Origin of the sequence: Paenarthrobacter sp. NPDC058040 (assembly GCF_042885775.1) — a bacterium.
Lineage (GTDB): Bacteria > Actinomycetota > Actinomycetes > Actinomycetales > Micrococcaceae > Arthrobacter.
Genome location: NZ_JBHVRN010000007.1, coordinates 163012 through 184392 on the forward strand (window position 1 = coordinate 163012; position 21381 = coordinate 184392).

The 21381-nt window shown below is 65.1% G+C and carries 17 protein-coding genes and 1 tRNA gene; 5 read left to right on the forward strand and 13 right to left on the reverse strand.

Annotation, left to right across the window (positions count from 1 at the left end):
* The first annotated feature begins 148 nt into the window (after nucleotides 1–148).
* Entirely contained in the window at nucleotides 149–955 is an 807-nt protein-coding gene (locus ACFVSJ_RS11515) for an IclR family transcriptional regulator (protein ID WP_387436925.1), read from the forward strand.
* A gap of 94 nt (nucleotides 956–1049) precedes the next feature.
* On the opposite strand, the gene ACFVSJ_RS11520 is transcribed toward ACFVSJ_RS11515, so the two are convergent.
* Nucleotides 1050–1496, reverse strand: coding sequence for an SRPBCC domain-containing protein (locus tag ACFVSJ_RS11520; protein ID WP_387436926.1), 447 nt, complete (start codon nucleotides 1494–1496; stop codon nucleotides 1050–1052).
* 164 nt (nucleotides 1497–1660) lie between these two features.
* Between ACFVSJ_RS11520 and ACFVSJ_RS11525 the strand changes: the two genes are divergently transcribed.
* The 3 genes from ACFVSJ_RS11525 (at nucleotide 1661) to ACFVSJ_RS11535 (ending at nucleotide 5443) form a co-directional block, all read left to right on the forward strand.
* A complete protein-coding gene (locus tag ACFVSJ_RS11525; protein WP_387436927.1) occupies nucleotides 1661–3403 on the forward strand; it encodes a urocanate hydratase in 1743 nt (580 codons plus the stop codon).
* A gap of 9 nt (nucleotides 3404–3412) precedes the next feature.
* Nucleotides 3413–5005: a histidine ammonia-lyase gene (gene hutH / locus ACFVSJ_RS11530; protein WP_387436928.1), complete on the forward strand. Its 1593-nt coding sequence runs from the start codon at nucleotides 3413–3415 to the stop codon at nucleotides 5003–5005.
* Between the two features lie 189 nt (nucleotides 5006–5194).
* Entirely contained in the window at nucleotides 5195–5443 is a 249-nt protein-coding gene (locus ACFVSJ_RS11535) for a hypothetical protein (RefSeq protein ID WP_387436929.1), read from the forward strand.
* A gap of 189 nt (nucleotides 5444–5632) precedes the next feature.
* On the opposite strand, the gene ACFVSJ_RS11540 is transcribed toward ACFVSJ_RS11535, so the two are convergent.
* From ACFVSJ_RS11540 to ACFVSJ_RS11575, 8 genes are all read right to left on the reverse strand, one after another.
* Entirely contained in the window at nucleotides 5633–5854 is a 222-nt protein-coding gene (locus ACFVSJ_RS11540) for a hypothetical protein (RefSeq protein ID WP_387436930.1), read from the reverse strand.
* Nucleotides 5855–5958: 104 nt separating this feature from the next.
* Nucleotides 5959–10839, reverse strand: a complete 4881-nt coding sequence (locus ACFVSJ_RS11545; protein WP_387436931.1) for an NAD-glutamate dehydrogenase — start codon at nucleotides 10837–10839, stop codon at nucleotides 5959–5961.
* Nucleotides 10840–10950: 111 nt separating this feature from the next.
* Nucleotides 10951–11811: a phosphogluconate dehydrogenase C-terminal domain-containing protein gene (locus ACFVSJ_RS11550; protein ID WP_387436932.1), complete on the reverse strand. Its 861-nt coding sequence runs from the start codon at nucleotides 11809–11811 to the stop codon at nucleotides 10951–10953.
* Nucleotide 11812: 1 nt separating this feature from the next.
* The gene (locus ACFVSJ_RS11555) at nucleotides 11813–12625 is read right to left on the reverse strand and encodes a sugar phosphate isomerase/epimerase family protein (protein WP_387436933.1); all 813 of its coding nucleotides are present in this window, start codon (nucleotides 12623–12625) and stop codon (nucleotides 11813–11815) included.
* Nucleotides 12622–13431 carry a triose-phosphate isomerase family protein gene (locus ACFVSJ_RS11560; protein WP_387436934.1) on the reverse strand — a complete coding sequence of 270 codons (810 nt, stop codon included), beginning with the start codon at nucleotides 13429–13431 and terminating at the stop codon, nucleotides 12622–12624. Before ACFVSJ_RS11560 ends, ACFVSJ_RS11555 begins: the two co-directional genes overlap by 4 nt.
* Nucleotides 13415–13885, reverse strand: coding sequence for a ribose-5-phosphate isomerase (locus ACFVSJ_RS11565; RefSeq protein WP_387436935.1), 471 nt, complete (start codon nucleotides 13883–13885; stop codon nucleotides 13415–13417). Before ACFVSJ_RS11565 ends, ACFVSJ_RS11560 begins: the two co-directional genes overlap by 17 nt.
* Nucleotides 13882–15642, reverse strand: coding sequence for a dihydroxyacetone kinase family protein (locus ACFVSJ_RS11570; RefSeq protein ID WP_387436936.1), 1761 nt, complete (start codon nucleotides 15640–15642; stop codon nucleotides 13882–13884). Before ACFVSJ_RS11570 ends, ACFVSJ_RS11565 begins: the two co-directional genes overlap by 4 nt.
* 87 nt (nucleotides 15643–15729) lie before the next feature.
* Nucleotides 15730–17097: an MFS transporter gene (locus ACFVSJ_RS11575; RefSeq protein ID WP_387436937.1), complete on the reverse strand. Its 1368-nt coding sequence runs from the start codon at nucleotides 17095–17097 to the stop codon at nucleotides 15730–15732.
* Nucleotides 17098–17276: 179 nt separating this feature from the next.
* Between ACFVSJ_RS11575 and ACFVSJ_RS11580 the strand changes: the two genes are divergently transcribed.
* Nucleotides 17277–18020: a FadR/GntR family transcriptional regulator gene (locus tag ACFVSJ_RS11580; RefSeq protein WP_387436938.1), complete on the forward strand. Its 744-nt coding sequence runs from the start codon at nucleotides 17277–17279 to the stop codon at nucleotides 18018–18020.
* Between the two features lie 102 nt (nucleotides 18021–18122).
* On the opposite strand, the gene ACFVSJ_RS11585 is transcribed toward ACFVSJ_RS11580, so the two are convergent.
* The 4 genes from ACFVSJ_RS11585 to ACFVSJ_RS11600 form a co-directional block, all read right to left on the reverse strand.
* Nucleotides 18123–18193: transfer RNA gene (locus ACFVSJ_RS11585), tRNA-Cys, on the reverse strand.
* 99 nt (nucleotides 18194–18292) lie between these two features.
* A complete protein-coding gene (locus ACFVSJ_RS11590; RefSeq protein ID WP_387436939.1) occupies nucleotides 18293–18757 on the reverse strand; it encodes a hypothetical protein in 465 nt (154 codons plus the stop codon).
* A 53-nt stretch (nucleotides 18758–18810) separates the two neighbouring features.
* Nucleotides 18811–19761 (reverse strand): formimidoylglutamase, encoded by a 951-nt coding sequence (hutG, locus tag ACFVSJ_RS11595; RefSeq protein WP_387436940.1) that lies wholly within the window; start codon nucleotides 19759–19761, stop codon nucleotides 18811–18813.
* A 156-nt stretch (nucleotides 19762–19917) separates the two neighbouring features.
* Nucleotides 19918–21360 carry an NCS2 family permease gene (locus tag ACFVSJ_RS11600; protein ID WP_387436941.1) on the reverse strand — a complete coding sequence of 481 codons (1443 nt, stop codon included), beginning with the start codon at nucleotides 21358–21360 and terminating at the stop codon, nucleotides 19918–19920.
* Between the last annotated feature and the right edge of the window lie 21 nt (nucleotides 21361–21381).

Here is a 21381-nt window from a genome sequence, read left to right on the forward strand (position 1 = left end):
ACTGGTATCTGGGATTCCGGACACGCCTCGAACAGTGGGGCTAGGATCCCGCGCCCTGTTCGGTGCATCCTTGAGTACGGGATACCGGACAGGTGGTGGAGCTGCTGCCTTGAAGGCCACCCGAAAGCACACCAAGCAACGAGGCATCATGACATCCACGCCCATGGCACCCGGCAAGTCCACCTCCAAGGTTCCGGCTGCCGAAAATACCCTTCGCATCCTCAAGCTGCTGGCCTCACGGCGCGGCCCGATGGCGGCGTCGAACATTGCCACCGCGCTCGGATTGCCGCGCTCCAGCGTCTACCACCTGCTGGGGGTCATGGAGGCGAACGGCTTCGTGCTGCACTTGCATGAAGAGCAGCGCTACGGCTTGGGAATCAGTGCCTTCGAGCTCAGCTCCGCCTACTCCCGGCAGGAACCCCTGTCCCGGCTGGGGCGGCCCATGCTTGCCTCGCTGGTGGATGTGATCGGCGAAAGCGCCCACCTTGCTGTCCTGCACGGCCGCGACGTCCTTTACATTGTGGAGGAGCGCGCCAAGAACCGCCCCAGCCTGGTAACCGACGTCGGCGTCCGCCTGCCGAGCCACCTCACCGCGAGCGGTCGAGCCATCCTGGCCGCGCTGCCAAAGTCGCAGGTCCGGGCGCTGTACCCCAACGCTGCCGCCTTTACGTCCCGGCACGAGGTGGAGTTTCCGATCATGAAGTACTCGGCACTCTCGTCGCACCTGGACCAGGTGCGGCAACGTGGCTACGCCACGGAAAACGGTGAAATCACCCCGGGTTTCGGCTCCATCGCCGCCGCGGTGACCGACCATGTGGGATGGCCGACGGCGGCAGTCGCCGTGACGTTCCTCGAGGACAAAGTGCCGGCCGAGCAATGGCCGGTTCTTGCTGCCCGTATCAGGAAAGCGGCGGACGAACTGTCCGTCCGGATCCACGGACGCCCCTCCGCCTGACGCTTCCCCCGCCCAACTAGGTCGCATTAGTGCGCGTTTTGACCCCTCAAAACGCGCACTACTGCGACCTACTTGGGATGTCGAGGCCTGGAACTTAGGGGGTTCCGCGTGGCTTCGGTGTTTCGCGCTCCACGAGTTCGCGGAACACTTCCAGTTCGCCCTTGAAGCTGCCCTTGTAGGAGCCCATCGCGAACAGCCGTCCGAAGATCCCTGCGATGAATCCGTGGGTGACGAACTCCTGGTTGATGCGTGTGCCTCCATTTTCGGGCACAAAATTCACGTCCGATTCGCCCTTCAGGATCGCGTTGCCGAAGCGGGTACGGATGTGCCTGGGCCGCTCGACGGCCAGGACTTCGGTGGGGCTGGACATCCGGCCAAACCACACCGTGTAGCGGCTTCCCGGCTCATCAATGGGACCTACGCGATCCGTGACCCGCGTGACGCCGCCAATCCATTCCTTGAACCTGTCCTGGTCCGTCCACGTGGCGAAAACACGCTCCGGCGAAGCCGCGACGAAAGTGGATACATGGAACGTTGCCATGGGTCCAGCATGCGCTCAATGACGGCGGATTGCGAGGGGCTTGCGCACGTCTGTAATCCCGGACAGCACCCGTGAAAAAGCCGTTCCGAGCCGCCGATGAACAGGCTCTACTGGATACAGAAGATCTTTCACCCAGACACTTTTCGAGAGATGAAGGAGCCATCATGGCACCCGCCGATTTCACTACTGGAGCCCGCCCGGTCAAGGCTGCCCGGGGTACGGAGCTTACTGCCAAGTCGTGGCAGACCGAGGCGCCGTTGCGTATGTTGATGAACAACCTGGACCCTGAGGTTGCTGAGCGTCCGGATGACCTGGTGGTTTATGGGGGTACGGGCCGGGCGGTGCGTTCGTGGGCTGCGTTTGATGCGATCACCCGGACGCTGGAGTCCATGGAGAAGGACGAGACCCTCCTGGTCCAGTCGGGCAAGCCGGTGGGTGTGTTCCGCACGAATGAGTGGGCTCCGCGGGTGTTGTTGGCGAACTCGAATCTGGTGGGGGACTGGGCGACGTGGCCTGAGTTCCGCCGCTTGGAGGCTGAGGGTTTGACGATGTACGGGCAGATGACGGCGGGGTCGTGGATTTACATCGGCACGCAGGGCATCTTGCAGGGCACGTACGAGACGTTCGCCGCGGTCGGGAACAAGCTTGCTGCGGAGGGCCGTCACCCGGCTGTGTCTTTGGAGGGCAGTGCCGTTGAGGGTTCCACGGAGGGCCCGTTGGCGGGGACGCTGACCCTGACCGGTGGTTGTGGTGGGATGGGCGGCGCCCAGCCGCTGGCCGTGACGTTGAATGATGGTGCGTGCCTGATTGTTGATGTGGATGAGACGCGTCTGCGCCGCCGTGCGGGGAAGCGGTACCTGGACGAGGTCGAAACGGATCTGGACACCGCGATCGCGAAGGTCAATAAGGCCAAGGCCGAGCGGCGTGGCTGGTCCGTGGGGTATGTGGGTAACGCCGCGGAGGTGTTCCCGGAACTGCTGGCCCGCCACAAGGCCGGGGAGCTGACCATCGACGTCGTCACCGACCAGACCTCGGCGCATGACCCGTTGTCCTACCTGCCCGAGGGCATCACGGTGGCGGAGTGGCACACCGAGGCCGCAGCCGATCCGGAGGGGTTCACGAAGAAGGCCCAGGCCTCGATGGCGAGGCATGTGCAGGCGATGGTGGAGTTCCAGGACGCCGGGGCCGAGGTCTTCGATTACGGCAACTCGATCCGTGATGAGGCCCGCAAGGGTGGCTATGACAGGGCGTTTGAGTTCCCCGGGTTCGTTCCTGCGTATATTCGTCCGTTGTTCTGTGAGGGCCTGGGACCGTTCCGCTGGGTCGCCTTGTCGGGGGATCCGGAGGATATCCGGGTCACGGATGAGGCCATCAAGGAACTCTTCCCGGAGAACAAGCACCTGCACAAATGGATCGACGCCGCCGCGGAGCGGGTGGAGTTCGAGGGCCTGCCGGCCCGGATTTGCTGGCTCGGGTACGGTGAACGCCACCAGGCCGGGTTGCTGTTCAACAAGCTTGTTGCTGAGGGTAAGGTCAAGGCCCCGATCGTGATCGGCCGGGACCACCTCGATTCGGGTTCCGTCGCTTCCCCGTACCGGGAGACCGAGTCCATGAAGGACGGCTCGGACGCGATCGCTGACTGGCCGCTGCTGAACGCCCTCACGGCTGCGTCTTCGGGGGCGACGTGGGTGTCCATCCACCACGGCGGCGGGGTCGGGATCGGCCGGTCCATCCACACCGGCCAGGTCTCCGTCGCTGACGGCACCGAACTCGCCGCAGCGAAGCTGACCGCTCTGCTGACCAACGACCCCGGCATGGGCGTCATCCGCCACGCCGACGCCGGCTACGAACGCGCCATCGACGTCGCCCACGAACGCGGCGTCCGCATCCCCATGAACGAGAAGTAGGCAAGACCAGTGACCATTACCTCGAACGAACAACTGACCGTCACCCTCGGCTCCAGCGGCGTGACCCCGGAAGACGTCGTCGCCGTCGCACGCCACGACGCCAAGGTGACCATCTCCCAGGAAGCCCTGGACACCGTTGCCAAGGTCCGTGCCCACATCGACGATCTCGCCACCAGCGAGGTCCCGGCATACGGCATTTCCACGGGCTTCGGTGCCTTGGCCAACCGCCACATCCCGAACGAGCTCCGCACGCAGTTGCAGAAGTCGCTCATCCGCAGCCACGCTGCGGGCATGGGTCCGGCCGTGGAACGTGAAGTGATCCGTGGCATCATGTTCCTCCGCGCCAAGACCCTGGCATCAGGCCGCACCGGCGTCCGTCCCGTCGTCCTGCAGACGATGGTGGACGTGCTCAACGCCGGCATCACCCCGGTGGTGCGCGAGTTCGGTTCGCTCGGCTGCTCCGGCGACCTCGCTCCGTTGTCCCACTGCGCCCTGGTGCTGATGGGTGAAGGCGAAGCAACAGGGCCCGACGGCGAACTGTACGGCACCGCCGGCAAGGCACCTGTTGCTGAGCTGCTCGCGCAGCACGGCATCGAGCCGGTAACCCTGGCCGAGAAGGAAGGCCTGGCCCTCGTCAACGGCACCGAAGGCATGCTCGGCATGCTGCTGATGGCCATCGCCGACATCCGCTTGTTGCTTGCTACGGCGGACGTCACGGCGGCGCTCAGCGTCGAGGCACTGCTTGGCACCGACCAGGTGTTCCTGCCCGAACTCCATGCTGCCCTGCGCCCCCACCCGGGCCAGGCTGCCAGCGCGGACAACATGCTGCGCGTGCTGTCCAACTCGCCGATCGTCGCATCCCATCGGATCAACGACACCAAGGTCCAGGACGCCTACTCGCTGCGTTGTGCCCCGCAGGTTGCCGGCGCCGTCCGCGACACCGTGGACCACGCAGCATTGGTGGCTTCCCGCGAACTCGCGGCAGCGATCGACAACCCGGTGGTCTTGCCCGACGGCCGCGTCACGTCCAACGGCAACTTCCACGGCGCACCCGTGGCCTACGTCCTGGACTTCCTGGCCATCGCCGTGGCGGACCTCAGCTCCATCGCCGAGCGCCGCACGGACCGCATGCTGGATCCGGCCCGCTCGCACGGACTCCCGGCCTTCCTCGCCGCGGACCCGGGCGTGGACTCGGGCCTCATGATCGCCCAGTACACGCAGGCCGGCCTGGTCTCGGACAACAAGCGCCTGGCCGTTCCGGCATCGGTGGACTCCATCCCGAGCTCTGCCATGCAGGAAGACCACGTGTCCATGGGCTGGCACGCTGCCCGGAAGCTGCGCAAGGCCGTGGAGAACCTGCGCCGCGTGCTCGCCGTCGAGCTTGTCACCAGCGCACGCGCCATCGACATGCGCACGCAAATGTCCGACGGCGAACTGACCCCGGGTCCTGCCGGCACGGCAGTGCTTGAGGTGCTTCGCGAAGTGGTCCAGGGTCCCGGAACCGACCGGTTCCTGTCGCCGGAACTCGAAGCCGCTGACCGTTTGGTCGGCTCCGGTGCCGTGCGTGCGGCCGCCGAATCCGCCGTCGGGATTTTGGCCTGACGTCGAACAAAAGCCTCATTTGAGGCGCAAATTTGTCACGTCCCGGAAATTGTTCGCAACGCAGTCTCCGGGACGTGGCAAATGTAGTAATACTTATGGTGTACGTCACGTCCACGCCAACGACGTCGTGGGCTTGACGGTCAAACTGAATAACCACACAACGAACATCCACAAAGGGGTAGAAGTTCAATGAAGGCACGCGGAGCAGTCCTGTCCAGGCGAAACGCTCACTCGGCTACGGTGTCCGACTGGAGGCAACTCCAGGTTGGCGAATTGGTGGAAGTGGTCAAGTACGCCCACGTCATCGCTACCGGGCAGATCGAGGAAGTCTCCACGAGCGGGAATGTGGTGTGGCTTGAGCATTCGGGGCCGGGTGTCACCGAAGAGGGCAAGGAACTGTTCATGAAGTCCGACGGCGTGACCCTCCGCCGGGCATAAGTACCCAACTGGGTCGCACTTGTGCGCGTTTAGACCACTCAAAACGCGCACTACTGCGACCTACTTGGGTGAGTGAAGCAGAGCTTAAACAGAAACCGGGGCCTGTCCCTTTCCGCGGGTAGTAGAGCGGAGAGGGACAGGCCCCGGTTTTTGGCTTCGCTGCCAAGAACCTGCCGTCAGGGGTGGCTGTTATGCAGCGAGTGCTTCGTGGGTCTGACCGAAGGGAACGGATTCGTCCAGGGCCACGGTGTAGGTGCCGGGCTCGTGCCGGGTCACCAGAATGCCGCAGTTTGCGTCGGCAGCTGCGCTTTCAATGAGCGCGTCCACGGCACGGTCGAGTCCGTCGTGGATTTCGTCTGCCTTGGAAAAGGACAGGCGGATTTCGCGTTCTTCAGTCATTACAGCGGTCATGTTGGGGGCCTCCTATTACGTGCCGCATGCGAGGGCGACCCATCAATCATAGGACCTCTGAGCCAAAAATATGTAAGATGACTGGCAGCTCAGTGATCTGGGTCTCATCTGCGGACCATCGCGCGGAGGAGTTTTACGGCCACTGACAACGCCGCAATGTCCATGGGACCAGGCTTGATGGCTTCCTGGATGGTCTCCTGGATGCGGGCCAGTTGTTCGATGTTTCCCCGTTCCCAGTCCATGATCCGCGCCACGGGATCGCTCACGGACACCGATGTTCTGGGGGTGTGGCGAACCACCGCTTTGGTCATGTCCGCGAGCACCAGGTACATGTCATCCCGCAGGGCCGCCCGTGCCAAGGACTCCCAGTGCGTGTCCCTCGAGAGCATGGTGATGTGCTCCAGGAGGGGAATGGCGGAAATGCGCTCGAACACCGCGAAGTACACCTCTGCTACCGCTTCCACCGGCTCCTGGAGTTCCTCGGCGATCGCGGAGATATCCAGCAGGCCGTAGCTCACCAGCAGCTCGGAAGCCCTGATGCCCAGGCTGTGCGGCAAGCCGACCGAGTCCGTGTGGGCCAGGCGCTTCAACGAATGCGCCAGGTTGATCCCGTGCAGGAAGCCCGTGAAGTTGGCCCGCATCAAGGCCATGGGCCGTTCCAGCCTCGCGAACGCATCGGAAACCGGCTTGTCCCGGAAATCATGGGTGACGTACCAGCGCACTGAGCGGTCCAGCAAACGCCGCATGTCCAAGGCCACGGCTGCACCATGTTCGCTGGGCGTGCTCGCCGGGACCTGGGCGATGGACTCCAGGACGGAGTCGAAATCCCAGATCTGCCGCATCACCACGAAGCCACGCGCTACGGCCGTCGCGGACACGGTGGTCTCCTCCATGGCCCGGAAGGCGAACGAGATGCCGCCCATGTTGATCATGTCGTTGGCCACCACGGTAGCGACGATCTCGCGGCGCAACGGGTGTGTGGCCAGGTGTTCGCCAAACCGTTCGGACACCTGCTTGGGGAAATAGGAATGCAGAATCTGCGAAAACCAGGGATCGTCCGCGAGGCCGCCCTCGGTGAGTTCCTTGGCCAGCTCGATCTTGGCGTATGCCGCCAGGACGGCCAGCTCCGGGGTGGTGAGGCCCTTGCCTGTCAGGATCCGCGCCCTGAGTTCCTCGTTGCTTGGCAGGGACTCCAGTTCGCGGTCCAAGTCGGTAGCGGACTCCAGCCAATCCATGGTCCGTTCAAAGCTGGGGCTCCACTGGACGGCAAGCTGCTTGTCGGTGATAAGGAGGGTGTTTTGGTCGTCGTTGGTTTTCAGGACGAGCCGTCCCACTTCGCCTTGGAGTGAGTGGAGGAAATCCGTCCTGTCGGCCACGGACATCTTCCCGGCCGAGATCATCCGGTCCAGGAAAATCTTGATGTTCACCTCGTGGTCCGAGCAATCCACGCCGGCTGAGTTGTCGATCGCGTCCGTGTTCACCAGGATGCCGGCCAACGCTGCCTCGATCCGGCCACGCTGCGTCACGCCCAGGTTCCCGCCCTCAGCGATGATGTGGGCGCGCAGGTCCTTCGCGTCAATGCGGATGGCATCGTTGGACTTGTCGCCCACATCCGCGTGGGTTTCCGTGGATGCCTTGACGTAGGTACCGATTCCGCCGTTGTACAGGAGATCCACGGGGGCAGCGAGGACCGCGCGCAGCAGCTCGGGTGGGCTGGCCGCCGTCGTGCTTTCCTCCAGGCCCAAGGCGAGGCGGACCTCATCGGTGAGGGGAATCGATTTTTCCGAGCGGGAGAACACGCCGCCGCCGGGGCTTATTTTCGTGGGGTCGTAGTCGGCCCAGGAAGAGCGGGGGAGCCGGAACAGGCGTTCACGTTCCTGATAGGACACTGCCGGGTCAGGGGCGGGGTCAAGGAAGATATGCCGATGGTCGAACGCGGCCACCAGCTTGATGTGGCTGGACAGGAGCATGCCGTTGCCGAACACGTCGCCGCTCATGTCCCCGATGCCCACCACGGTGAAATCCTCGGCGCGGGAATCGATGGTCAGCTCGCTGAAGTGGTGCCGGACCGATTCCCAAGCGCCGCGGGCCGTGATGCCCATCTGTTTGTGGTCGTACCCCACCGAGCCGCCGGAAGCGAAGGCATCGCCCAGCCAGAAGCCGTACTCCGCCGCCACCGCGTTGGCGAGGTCGGAGAACGCAGCCGTTCCCTTGTCCGCCGCCACCACGAGGTAGTAGTCGTCGCCGTCGTGGCGGACGACGCGGGGTGGGGCGACGACGGTGCCGTTGGGTCCGCCGTCGGGGTCCGACACGAGGTTGTCCGTGATGTCCAGCAAGCCGCGGATGAACGTGCGGTAGCTTTCCTGTCCCTCCGCGAGCCACGCGGCACGGTCCTCCGCAGGGTCCGGGAGCAGCTTGGGGAAGAATCCGCCCTTGGCGCCGGTGGGAACGATCACTGCGTTCTTCACTGTCTGGGCCTTCACGAGCCCCAGGATTTCCGTGCGGAAGTCTTCGCGCCGGTCCGACCACCGCAGCCCGCCGCGCGCGATAGGCCCGAACCGCAGATGCACGCCCTCCACCCGCGGAGAATAGACCCAGATCTCGAACTTCGGACGCGGAGCGGGAGCCGCCGGGATGCTGGAGGAATTGAGCTTGAAGCTGATGTAGGGCTTGTCCAGGTAGAAATTGGTGCGCAGGGTGGCTTCCACCAGGCTCCCAAGTTGCCGCAACAGCCGGTCCGCGTCCAGGACAGGTACGGCGTCGATGGCCTCGGCCAGCTTGCTCCGCGCCGTGTGGATGGCCTGTGTCCGGTGGCTGAGTTCGCTGGTGCCTTCCTCGAACACGTCGCCGCCGCCGGTGTGCGGGCCGAAGCCGGGCTGTGGGCCGAAACCGGGCTGCGGGCCGAAACCGGGCTCAAACAGGTCGGGCGCAAACAGGTCCGGATTGAACTTGGCCTCGAACAAGTCCAGCAGCGCATGCGTGGCAGCAACGTTGGCCCGCAGTGTGTCCGCGATGAAACCATAGGAATTGGTGCTGCCCAGTTGCCGGAGGTACTTGGCATAGGCCCGGAGGATCGCCACCCGACGCCAGTCGATGCCCTCCCGGATCACCAGGGCATCGAAGGCATCCGACTCCGCGTCCCCGCGCATCGAGGCAGTGAAGGAACCGGCCAGCAATTCCGCAGTGGGCAGGGGATCCACGCCGCGCGGATACTTGAGGCCCAGGTCGTAGAGGAAGAACTGCCGTCCGTCCGCGCGCTGCACGTCGAACGGCCGCTGGTCCAGCACCTTCAAGCCCAGGTTGTGGAAGAACGGCAGGATCTGGGTGAGGCTTTGCGGCCGGGTCAGGTAAAGGCGCACGCGGGCGTCCTCGGTCAGGACCGCGGTGCCGGGGCGTCTGTAGACCGCGAGGATGGGATCCGGATCTGTCCCTTGGGCCTGGTCGAATCCCGGGAAGCTTTCGAATCTGCCGATGTCCGCAACGGCATCCTCCACCTCATAGTCGGCTTTGTAGCTCGCCGGGAACGCGTTGGCCCACTGTGCCGAGAGGCGGTTGGCTTCCTCGCGCGGATACCTCGCCTGCAGGGCCTCGTCCAGGCCTTGGGCCCAGGACCGGGTGGCGGCGACGATCCGCTGTTCGAGGACTGCCGAATCGACGAGCGGTGAATCGACGACGGCGGCAGTCGCCTCTGTTCCGGGGCGTGGCCCTCCGGTTCCTGGCACCAGGATCCGGAAGAACACGCGGGCCATGGCTGACTCGCCCAGCCGCAACTCGAACTCGATGCTGTCCGCGCCGAACGCTTCCCGCAGCTCCCGCTCGATGTTGAGCCGAACGGCCGTGCTGTACCGGTGGCGGGGCAGGAAGACCAAGGCCGTCATGAACCGGCCGTACGAGTCCGGGCGAAGGAATAGCCGGGTGCTGTGCCGCTCCTGCAGCCGAAGGATTTCGCGGGCATGCGAGGCCAGTTGCGGCGCATCGATGTGGAACAGTTCGTCGCGGGGGTAGGCGTCTACGACCGCCAGCAGTTCCTTGCCATGAGGTGATGACGGTGGATACCCGAACGTCCGGAGCGCCTCGGACACGGTGTCCCGGATGACGGGGATTTGCAGCGCCGAGTGTGCCGAAGAACTTGGCGAGAACAGGCCAACGAAAGTGTGGACTCGCCCGCTGCCGGTCCGCACGTTCATTTCATCGAGGTAGGCGTGCCGCAACACGCTCGAGCGACGGGTGGACTTGGTGAGCGTGAGGATCGGCGTCCCTGCTCCGGGGTCGTCGACTACGGCTTCGCCGCGCAGGATGCCCAGGTGCGTCCCATCCGGCCCCCGGTACCCCAGGAACACGAAGTTCTTATCATCCAGCCAGCGCAGCAGCTCCTGCGCCTCGCCGGACCCGGCCTCGCCTGCGGCGGACGGAGTATCCAACTCACGGACCACCCGGTCCAGCTGTGCCTGCATGGCCGCAGTATCCTCGGCGGCGGCCCGGACATCGTCCAGCACAGCCTGCAACCGGCCAACGAGCCGCTCCGCGCTCGCCTCATCGGCCAGGCGCGGGATGTCCAGCGCCACCCACGCTTCGGTGAGGCGGCCGTCGTCGTGCGTTTCCGGTGACCGTTCGACGCCGGTGGGCAGCCCTGTGCGGTGGGGTCCGCGGTGGATGGTGGTGAGGCGGTGGGTGGCCGGGTCGCGCTCGATGCTGAAGGTGGGGTGGACCAGGAGCCGGATGGAGCTCGTGTCCCGGGCGATCTCTGCGGTGACGGACGGGAGGAGATAGGGGAGGTCGTCGGTGACGATGGCTACCAGGCTGGCATCGGGCTCATGAAGGATCCCGATGACCGACTGCCCGGGTTCGCGGCGTTCGGCCAGCGTCCGGTGATAGCGTGCCCGCTCCAGGAGGGTCTCGGGCGTGTAGCTTCGGACGTCGTCATCGGCCACGTGCTCGTAGTAGTCCGTCAGGAAACCGTCCGCGGGCTCGGTCGCTGGTCCCATGCTCTCATCATCCGCTTAATCGCCGCGAGTTGGCATTTAATGACAATGATTGAGCCAAACATTGTCATCAAATGCCAACTCGGCGGGGGTGCTGAGCGCTGGCGGGGGTGCTTAGCGCTTGACGGCGTCCAGCTTCAGCATCTTGGCGATGACGTTGTCGAGTTCGGAGTCGTCGAAGATCTTCTTCCAGTCGTCCTTGATGATGGTGTCCTTGCCGTACTGGATGGCGATTTCGCAGGCCTCGGAGAACGGGTTGGAGCCGCGCAGGGCGTTGGTGAGGGCGATCTGGACGTGGCCGAACAGCATGGCCTTGGCAGCTGCCTCGGGGACGCCGACGGTGTGGACGGTCTCGTGCAGGGCTTCGTTGAGGAGGGTGCCGATCATGCAGGCCACGGTTTCCACCAGGGTGGGCTCCAGGACGGCGAGCTGGTAAACGGTGACCCAGTGCACGTCGATGACGGGCGCGTAGATGGTACGGATGACGGCTTCGGCTGCGTCACGGGTTGCGGTGGGGGCGTCATCGTCGATGGCTGCTACCACGTTCTGCGGTGCGCCTTCGCCGCCGAAGGTGTCGGCCCATTCTTCCTTGGTGGTGCGCTCCAGGAACACGGACGGGTGGCACGGGTGGGCGACGGCCTGGACAACGTCCTCGCGCTTGGCCAGCAGGCCGGCGTAGGCGGCGGCCGGGTCAAGGGTCAGGAGGATCGCGCCTGCCTTCATCTGCGGGACCACGCCTTCGGAGACGATGCCCAGCACGGTGTCCGGTACCGCGAGGATCACGACGTCGGCGCCCTTCACGGCGTCGTCGGTGGCGGTGATCTCGCGGCCTTCAGCCTGGACGCGCTCCTGGCCGGCGGGGGAGTTCTCGCTGTAGAAGACCGTGTGGTTGGACTTCTGGAGGTTCCGGGAAACGCGCATCCCCATCTTGCCTCCGGCTCCGATGACGGCGACGGTCAAAGTTTCTGCTGACATTTCACTTGCTCCTTAGGAAATCGAGGCTTTGTTGGGTCCACTGGTTTTCGAGGCGGATGGTCTCCGCTTCGGAGTCCTGCCACGGCAGCCAGTGCTCGACGATTTGGTTGATGTTTCTGGTTTTGGGCTGGATCTTTTCGACCATGTAGTCGTAGTCGAGAAGGCCCTCGCCGAGGGGTGCGCCCGAGTACGTGAACCCGACCCATCCCTGCTTGCGGCTGAACGCAAAGTCTTTGATGTGCATGTTCAGGACATAAGGCCCGACGGCGTCAATCACCTCACGCGGCATCTCCAGCGCAGCGACGGTGTTGGCGGGGTCGCTGCAGATTCCGAGGTACGGGCTGCCGAGCTGCTTCACCACCGCGAGGATCCGTTCCGTGGGGACCTGTTCATAGGTCTCGACGGCGATCCTCACCCCGGCTTCCTCGAACTCGGGAAGCACGTCCGTGAAAATCCCCACGGCTTCCTCGTTGTCCGGGGTGTGGCCGGGAACGTTGAACATGGTCCGCAGGATGTCCGAACCGAGCACCTGTGCGATGTGCAGGAACTTCCGCAGGTGCTCCGGGCGGATGCCCTTTGTCCCGACTTCCAGGGTGATGCCCAGTTCGTCGGCCGTCGTGCGGACGGCGGCGAGGTCGGCGTCGTTCATGTCCTCCAGGGGCGCGTAATCGCAGATCTGGAACAGGTCCACGCCCATCTCGGCAGCCCGGCGCAGGGCGTCGTGGATGCTCAGGGGTTTGCTGACTTGGTCGGAGAGTTGCCAGAAGAAGGCGTAGCTGCTGAGTCCTATTTTGCTTTGGGAAGCGCCGTTCATGCTGCCACCTCCTGCTTGGCCAGGCGTGCGGCGGTTTCGTCCAGGATGGTCTTTAGCGCTGCGGGGTCGTGCGCGAAGCGGCCCAGGAACAAGCCTGCGACGGCGGTGTCCAGTTCGGTGATCAGGCCCGGTCCGGCGCTGCCGCCGTAGATGACCCGGCTGTTTTCCTGGCCCGGGAGGGGCCGCAGGTGCTCGTCGAGGCCGTGGACCACGGCGCTGATGTACTCCGGTGTTGCCGGTTCGGGTGCGCCGATGGCCCATTGCGGCTCGTACGCCACGATGGTCCGGCCGGTGGGGCCGAGGGATCCGGCGCGGTTGATCGCGGCGTCGATTTCGGCCGTGCACTGGGCGATGGCTTCTTCGGGGGAGCCTGCGGTCAGTTCGCCAACGCAGAGCACCGGGGTGAGGCCGTTGCGGTAGGCCGCCGCGGTCTTGAGCCCGATCACGCGGTCGTCCTCGCCGAAGATCCGGCGTCGTTCCGCGTGGCCTACTTCCACGTAGCGTCCACCGAGCTCGGCGACGATCTTGCCGCCGACTTCGCCCGTGTAGGCGCCTTCGTCTTCCCAGAAGATGTCCTGCGCGCCTGTTTCCACATGCGCGGAGCCCAGGATGCGGGCAGCCTCGGGGAGTGCCGGAAGGATCGGCAGGACGAACACTTCGATCTCCCCCTTCTGGACGGCCGGGTGCTTGCAGGCGATCGTGGCGATATCGCGGCAGTAGTCCACGGAGCGCTGGTACCCGAAATACATTTTCAGGCTCACTCCGATCACCGCCTTGGCGGCAACAGGCTTAGCAGGACGTGACACCCTCGTAGTCCTTAATCAGAGTGACTTTCTCTGCCGAGGCGGAGCTTTCGTCGAAGGTGTAGGTGAGCCATTCCTTGGCCAGGCGACGGGCGAGTTCCAGGCCGATGACGCGCTGGCCCATGGTGAGGATCTGGGCGTTGTTGGAGAGGACGGAACGCTCAACTGAGAAGGAGTCGTGGGCGGTGACGGCGCGGATGCCGGGGACTTTGTTCGCTGCGATCGCGACGCCGAGTCCGGTGCCGCAGACCAGCAGGGCACGGTCTGCCTTGCCGGCGGCGATCAGTTCAGCGGCGGCGATGGCCACGGATGGGTAGGGGGTGTGGGAGGTCGCGTCCACTCCAACATCGGTCACGGACTCCACCAGCGGGTTCGCTTCCAGGTCTGCCTTGAGGGCTTCCTTGTACTCGAATCCGGCGTCGTCCGATCCGATGACCAGGCGCAGTGTGGCGCTCATGCGTTCTCCTTAACAGTGTTCTTAGCGGTGGTTTCACCAACGAGGGTGTTGTGGATGGCCCGGACGATCAGCGCCATGGAGATGGCGCCGGCGTCGGGGGTTCCCAGGCTTTTTTCCGCGTGCGGGCGGGCGCGGCCCATGAGGGGCAGCAGGTTCGCGGTGGCTTCGGCGGATTGTTCGGCAATGGTGGCGGCAGCGCCCCACGCGTCCCTGAGGGAGCCGCCGTCGTTCACTGCGTTGGTGAGGGCTTCGCTGAAGGGGGCCAGCACGTCCACCAGGGTCTTGTCGCCCACCTTGGCCTTGCCGAAGTCCATGATGGAGCGCTTCGCCTCGGCCACACCGGCGGCGACGGCGGCGGCGTTCGGTGCATCGTTATCACCGAGGGCGGCGCCCACCGCGCGCAGGGCCATGCCCCACAGCGCACCCGAGGTACCACCGGCCTTGTCGGCCCAGGCATCAGCGGCCAGATTCAGTACGGTCCCGGCACCGGCACCGCGTACGACGGCGTCTGCCGCGGCCGCTGCTGCGGCGTGGATTCCGCGTTCCATTCCGATGCCGTGGTCACCGTCGCCGGCGATCGCGTCGATCCTGCCCAGTTCGGCCACGTTCGCGTCGACCACGGCCTTGGCTGCCTCAAGCGCTGCAAGGATCCGGGGTGCTGCGCCGCGGGAAACATCGGAGGCGACCGGGATGGAGTGCTCGGCTTCCTCGTTCCCGGCGGCGAGTTCCACGGCGTCGAGCGCCTGGGCGGTCACTGCACCCCGGCGGAACGCCGGGGCATCCGCCGGGGCCAGCCACAGTTCCTCGAGTTCGGCGTCCAGCCAGAACAGCGTCAGGGACGTCCCTGCCATATCGAAACTGGTCACGAGCTCGCCCACCTGCGGGTCCACGGCTTCGATTCCTGCTTCCGCGAGCAGTTGGGCCACGCGGCGGTAGACCACAAAAAGTTCTTCGTATTTCACAGAACCCAAGCCGTTCAGGATAGGCACCACGCGGGCGCCCTCCACCGGGACGCCCTCAGGTACTTCCGCCAGGAGGTCCTTGACCAGCAGTTCGGCGAGCTCATCCGCCGTCGGGATGTCCGTTTCGCCGATCCCGGGTTCGCCGTGGATGCCCATGCCTACGGCCATACGCCCCTCGGGAACGGAGAAGAGCGGCTGGTCCGCGCCCGGCAAGGTGCAGCCGGTGAAGGCGACACCGAAGGAACGGGTCCGGTCATTGGCGCGCCGGGCGATTTCCACCACCGAGTCCATCGAATGGCCGGCCTCGGCAGCCGCGGCGGCCACCTTGAACACGGTCAGGTCACCGGCGATCCCGCGGCGCTTGTGCTTCTCCGCCAGGGGTGCCGAGGAGATGTCGTCCGTGACCGCGATGCTGCGGCAATCGATGCCCTCGGCCCGGAGCTTGTCCTGGGCCTGGGTGAAGTGCAGGACGTCGCCGGCGTAGTTGCCATAACCGAGCAAAACACCCGCGCCGTTGTCCGCGGCCTTGGCCACGTTATAGACCTGCTGCGCGGACGGCGAGGCGAAGAGGTTGCCCATCGCCGCGCCATGGGCCAGGCCCTGGCCCACCAAACCAGCGAACGCCGGGTAGTGCCCCGAACCGCCGCCAATCACCAACGCGACCGTGTCCGGCGTCGAACGCGTGCTCCGGGCCACCCCGCCGTTGACGCGGCGGACCCAACGGCCGTGCGATGCGACGAAACCTTCGATCATCTCGTCGGCAAAAGCTGCGGGTTCATTGAACAAGCGGGTCATGCGGGGGCTCCTGGAGCTCTTGGTGTGGAAAATGTGTGCGGTTGGAGAGGGGCGCCCGCCCTCCGGGAGGGCGCCCCGGCCTGAGGGTTACGGCTCTACGTGGTGTCCGGCGCCCTGGGGATCCAGTGCCTCGGCAGCGATGCCAGCGGAGGCCTTGCCCTGGCGGCTGAGGACCACCATGAGGATCGAGGAGAGCAACATGAAGCCGCCCACCACGAACATGGGAACCGTGTAGTTGCCGGTCCAGTCCTTGAGCCAGCCCGTGATGTAGCCGGCGCTGAAGCCTGCCAGGTTGCCCACGGTGTTGATCAGGGCGATGCCTGCGGCAGCTGCCGCGCCGGTGAGGAACTGGGTGGGAACGGTCCAGAAGTTCGGCAGGGCCGCGAAGATGGACATGGCCGTGATGGTGATGACGGCGATGGTCGCTGCAGGGGAACCTGCGAACAGGGCCAGAGGGATGCTGAGGCCGCCGATCAGGGCGGGGAGGGCGATGTGCCAGGTCTTGACGCCTCGCTTGGTGGCGTCCTTGGACCAGAAGTACAGGGCGAACGCTGCTGGCAGGTACGGGATGGCCGTGATCAGGCCCTTCTGGAACACGTCGAACTTGGCGCCGTAGAGGCCTTCGAAACCGGCGATGATGGTCGGCAGGAAGAAGCCGAGGGCGTACAGGCCGTAGATGAAGCCGAAGTAGATCAGGGAGAGCATCCAGACGCGGCCGTTACCGAACACGGTGCGGACACTGACGTGCTTGTTGCTGGCGGCAGTCTGGGCCTTTTCCTTTTCCAGGGCGCCGGTCAGCCAGGTCTTTTCCTCGGCGGTGAGCCACTTGGCCTTGGCCGGGTTGTCAGCCAGGTAGAACCAGGCGATGACGCCGATGACGATTGCCGGAATGGCAACGCCGAAGAACATGAAGCGCCAGCCTTCGAGGCCGAAGAACACGCCGTGCTGCTGGATGAGTGCACCGGCCAGGGGAGCACCGATCACGGTGGTCAGCGGCTGTGCCAAGTAGAAGAGGGCAAGGATCTTGCTGCGGTGCTTGGACGGAACCCAGAGGCTCAGGAACAGGATCGCGCCGGGGAAGAAGCCGGCCTCGGCTACACCCAGGATGAAGCGCAGGATGTAGAGCTGTTCAACGTTGCCAACCCAGGTGAAGAGCAGGGAAACAATGCCCCAGCTGACCATGATGCGGGCCAGCCAGCGACGGGCGCCGAACTTGTGGAGGGCGAGGTTGCTGGGGACCTCCAGCAGGATGTAGCCGATGAAGAAGACGCCGGAGGCGAAGCCGAACTGGGCTGCGGACAGCGCCAGGTCATTGTTCATGCCGTTGGGGCCGGCGAAGGAGATGGCCGTACGGTCCAAGTAGTTGATGAAGAACATCAGGGCGACGAACGGCACCAGCCGGATCGCCACCTTCTTGATTGCGGATTTCTCTACCACCGATTGTGTGGTGTCCACATTGACTCCTAGATGTTGGTATCCCCACTGATCCTGCGTTGGATTCCGGGGCTGACTCATGCGATGGCCGCCTGGGATGCGGCCTGACGAAGCTTGTGATTTAAACCATAGGCCCGGATTCTAAATTGGTCAACCGGTTGATGAGTCCTGATTGGTCATCCGGTTGCTACGCTTTGAAGATGCCTGTAAACCCCGCCGCCGCAGCGGCCCACATGACGGCAGCTCTGGCCCCCATGGAGCAAGGCTCCGTGGTGTCCGAAGTAGCCGAGCGACTGCTTGCGTACTTCACCAGCGGCGACATCGCGCCCGGCACGCGCCTTCCCGCGGAACGCCAGCTGTCGGCATCCTTGGGTGTCGGGCGATCGGCAGTGCGCGAGGCATTGGCTGCCCTGGAGATTCTCGGAATCGTTGTTGTTCGGCCGGGTTCAGGGACGTACCTGCGCGACGGCGTCTCCGAACTCTTGCCGCGGACGCTCAGCTGGGGCCTCATGTTGGGGGAGCCGCGCACGCGTGAGCTGGTTGAGCTACGCAGCGGACTGGAAATTCAGGCCGTCGAGCTGGCCGCGCTCCGTGTCACGGACGAAGCCCTGGAGCGCATGCAGGCCGACCTTGAGGCCATGGAAAAGAACCTGGACAACCTCGCGGCCTTCGTCGAGGCGGACGCTGCCTTCCACCGGGAGATCGCCGCTGCCTCCGGAAACACGGTCCTGGAGGAACTCCTGCAGAGCATCCGTTCCCTGCTGCGGATCTGGGTGGACCGCGCCCTGACGGACGAAGGGCACGCGGAGGCTGCCCTCAAGGAGCACACAGCGATTTACGAGGCACTTAAGGCCCGGGATGCGTCGGCCGTCAGCCAAACGATGCGCTCCCACATGGTCACCGCGTCACGCCGGCTCCTCGCAGGCTTCGACGCGGCCCAGTAAACCCCGCGCCCAATGACTCCCCGCGAGTTGGCAGTTAATGCCAATGTTCGGGGGCAACATTGCCATCAAATGCCAACTCGCGCAGGCCATCCGGGTCAAGAGACGTGGTGGCGGGATTCGAACCCGCGTACGCTGCTTTGCAGGCAGCTCCCTGGCCTCTTGGGTACACCACGTGCAAACGACACTAGGCGCGGTGGCAAGGCCGGATCAAAGTTCTTTGCGGCGGCTGACGCTCAACTACGCAGCCTGACGCCGGACGACGCCAACGTTTCCTACAGTTGCGCCGCGTGAAGGCTGCGTCCCCGCCACGACCGTCCGGCCAGCTTGGCCACTCCCGCGCCGATCAGCAGGGTGAGGATTGCCGCCGCGGCATGCGTGTACAGCATGAGATCGCCGGCGTGGACCGGGGCAGCTTCGGAGGGGGACACCGGCAGGGGAATCTGGCCCGTTCCGTGCAGGTGATCCAGCGACCCGAGTCCCGGAATGGAACCGCCCAAGGAATTGAAGCCAAAGAACAACAGCTGCTGGGTCGCCCCGGACAGAAGCAGTAGCAGGAGCGGCCCGTGGATCCAGCGGGACAACAGCTGGGCACCCAGCGCGGCGAGGGCCACAAAGCCCAGCAGGACGGGAATGGCCGGCGCGCTTCCTCCGGACACAACATGGGCAGCGAGACCTAGGGCCACGGCCACCGGACCGGATACCCAGGTCCACTTGTTCTGCGCAGGAGTTGCGTTCATCGCCGTCCTTCCCTCCACACAGGCTATGCGGACGGGCGGGCGGATAACAGGGCTCACGCGAGGAGTGTGTTCACCAGCCTGGCTGCCACTTTGGCGGTGCGGGCGTCGATATCGAACTCCGGGTTCAGCTCCGCGACGTCAAGGTGCAGCAACTTTCCACTGGCCGCAACCTGCTTGCAGACTGCGCTGATCGCGGGCAACGGCACACCATAGGCGGCCGGCGCACTCACTCCCGGGGCCACCGAGGCCGGAAGGACGTCGAGGTCGATCGTCAGGTACAGCACGTCAATGCCGGCCAGGAAGTCGGCTACGAAAATCTCCACCGCCTCCGGCGAGCACAGTTCGTCCAGCAGGTACTTAACGCCGAGCCGGTCGGCGGTGTCGAACAGCGTCCGCGTGTTGTTGGGTTCCGAAATACCGACGACGGCGTACTGCAGTTCGCGCCCGGCGGCGGCTTCCTCCTGGGCCATCTGGAGGAAGGGCGTACCCGAACTCGGAGTGGCGTCATCCCGCAGGTCGAAGTGCGCATCGAGGTTCAGCACGCCCAGCCGTTGTCCGCTGCGCACCGCGTCCGATCCCGCCACACCCAGATAGCTGGCGAATGCGGTCTCGTGTCCGCCGCCCAGCACCACGGTGAGGTTTCCGCCGTCGAGCAGTGCCGAAATGGCGCGCCCGGCGCGCTCCTGGCCCGCCTCCAGCGAGTCGTCCTCCACAATCACATCACCGGCGTCGAACAGGTCCCGGTCCAGGTGGAACGCCAGAGGACCCAGTGCGGAGCGGATCGCGGCCGGAGCTGCGGCGGCCCCTACCCGGCCCTTGTTGCGACGGACGCCGGCGTCACTGCAAAAACCAAGCACGACGGCGGGACGCAAAGCCCCTGCGGACGCCTCCGCGGTGTGGGGAGCCACAGCCTGCCACCAGCGGCGGTGTTCGTCGCCGTCGCCGTCGAAGCGGCCGGTCCATGGCGTGGGAGTGACGTCTACGGTGAGGGCGCTTGTTTCCATGCTTTAAGCACACCGGACCCGGACTGCCAAAGCCAGCAGTTCCGGGTCCGGGGTGTCTGAGATGCCGGACATCCGGGCCTACGCGCCACCGCGAGTTGGCATTTGATGACAATCCCAGGGCCGAACATTGTCATCTAATGCCATCTCGGCGGGGAGTTATTTGACCCCGAGCAGTTCTTCCACCGTGCCGATCCCGAAGAACAGCAGGAACGCGGCGGCCACAACCCACATCAACGGGTGCACTTCGCGGGCGCGGCCCTGGAAAGTGCGGATCAGGACGTAGGAGATGAAGCCGGCGCCGAGGCCATTGGCGATCGAGTAGGTGAACGGCATCAGCGCGATGGTCAGGAAGGCCGGGATGCCGACGCCCCAGTCCTGCCAGTCGATCTTGCCCACCTGCGAGACCATCATGAAGCCCACCACCACCAGCGCAGGGGCTACCGCCTCGAAGGGGACCAGGTTGATGAGCGGCGTGAAGAACATGGCCACCAGGAAGAGCACGCCGGTGACGATCGAGGCAAGGCCCGTGCGGGCGCCCTCGCCGATGCCCGCGCCGGACTCGACGAAGATCTGGTTGGACGAGACGGAGGCCCCACCACCAACGATCGCCCCGAGGGCGTCCACCTGGAGCACGCGGTCCACGTTGGGGATGTTGCCGTGCTCGTCCACGGTTCCGGCCTCGTTGGCCAGACCCACCATGGTGCCCATGGCGTCGAAGAAGATGCTGAGGAGGATCACGAACGCCAGCAGTGCCGCGGCGATGAAGCCCAGGTGCTCAAATGCGCCGAACGGGTTGGCCTTGCCGATGAGGGACAGGTCCGGGGCGCCCCACTCGGACAACGTGGGGGCTACCAGCGACCAGCCGCGCGGGTTGACGTTCTTGCCATCGAAGCTGGGCCCGATGTGCAGGGTGAATTCAAGGATGGCGGCCAGCGCCGTGGACACCACAATGCCGATCAGGATCGCGCCACGGACCTTGCGGACCACCAGGGCGATCGTCAGGATGAGGCCCACGGCAAACACCAAAGTGGGCCAGCCCATGAGCTTGCCATCCACGCCGAGGCCCAGGGGAACCGTGGTTCCGGCGGCGTCGGGGATGCGGCGGACGAATCCGGCGTTGACCAGGCCGATCAACGCAATGAAGAGGCCAATGCCCACCACGATCGCCGTTTTGAGGGCTTCCGGAACGGCCTTGAACACCGCGGTACGGAAGCCGGTGAGGACCAGGATCAGCATGGTCAGGCCGGAGAGGACAACCAAGCCCATCATGTCCGGCCAGGTCAGCCCCGGGTGCGAGGCAACGGTGACGGCCACGAAGGCGTTGACACCCAGGCCTGTCGCCACCGCGAACGGATGCTTGGCCCAGGCGCCCATGAGGATGGTCAGGATGCCCGCAACGAACGCCGTGGTGGCGGCGACCGCGGTGAAGCCCAGGGATGCCCCGCTGGAATCGGCTCCGGAGAGGATCAGGGGGTTCAGGACCACGATGTAGCTCATGGCAAAGAAGGTCGCGAACCCGCCACGGATTTCCCGCGAGTACGTGGAGCCCCGTTCGGAAATCTTGAAGTAACGGTCGAGGGCAGAACCTTGTTTAAGCATGAAGGTCTCCGGGGATCGGGT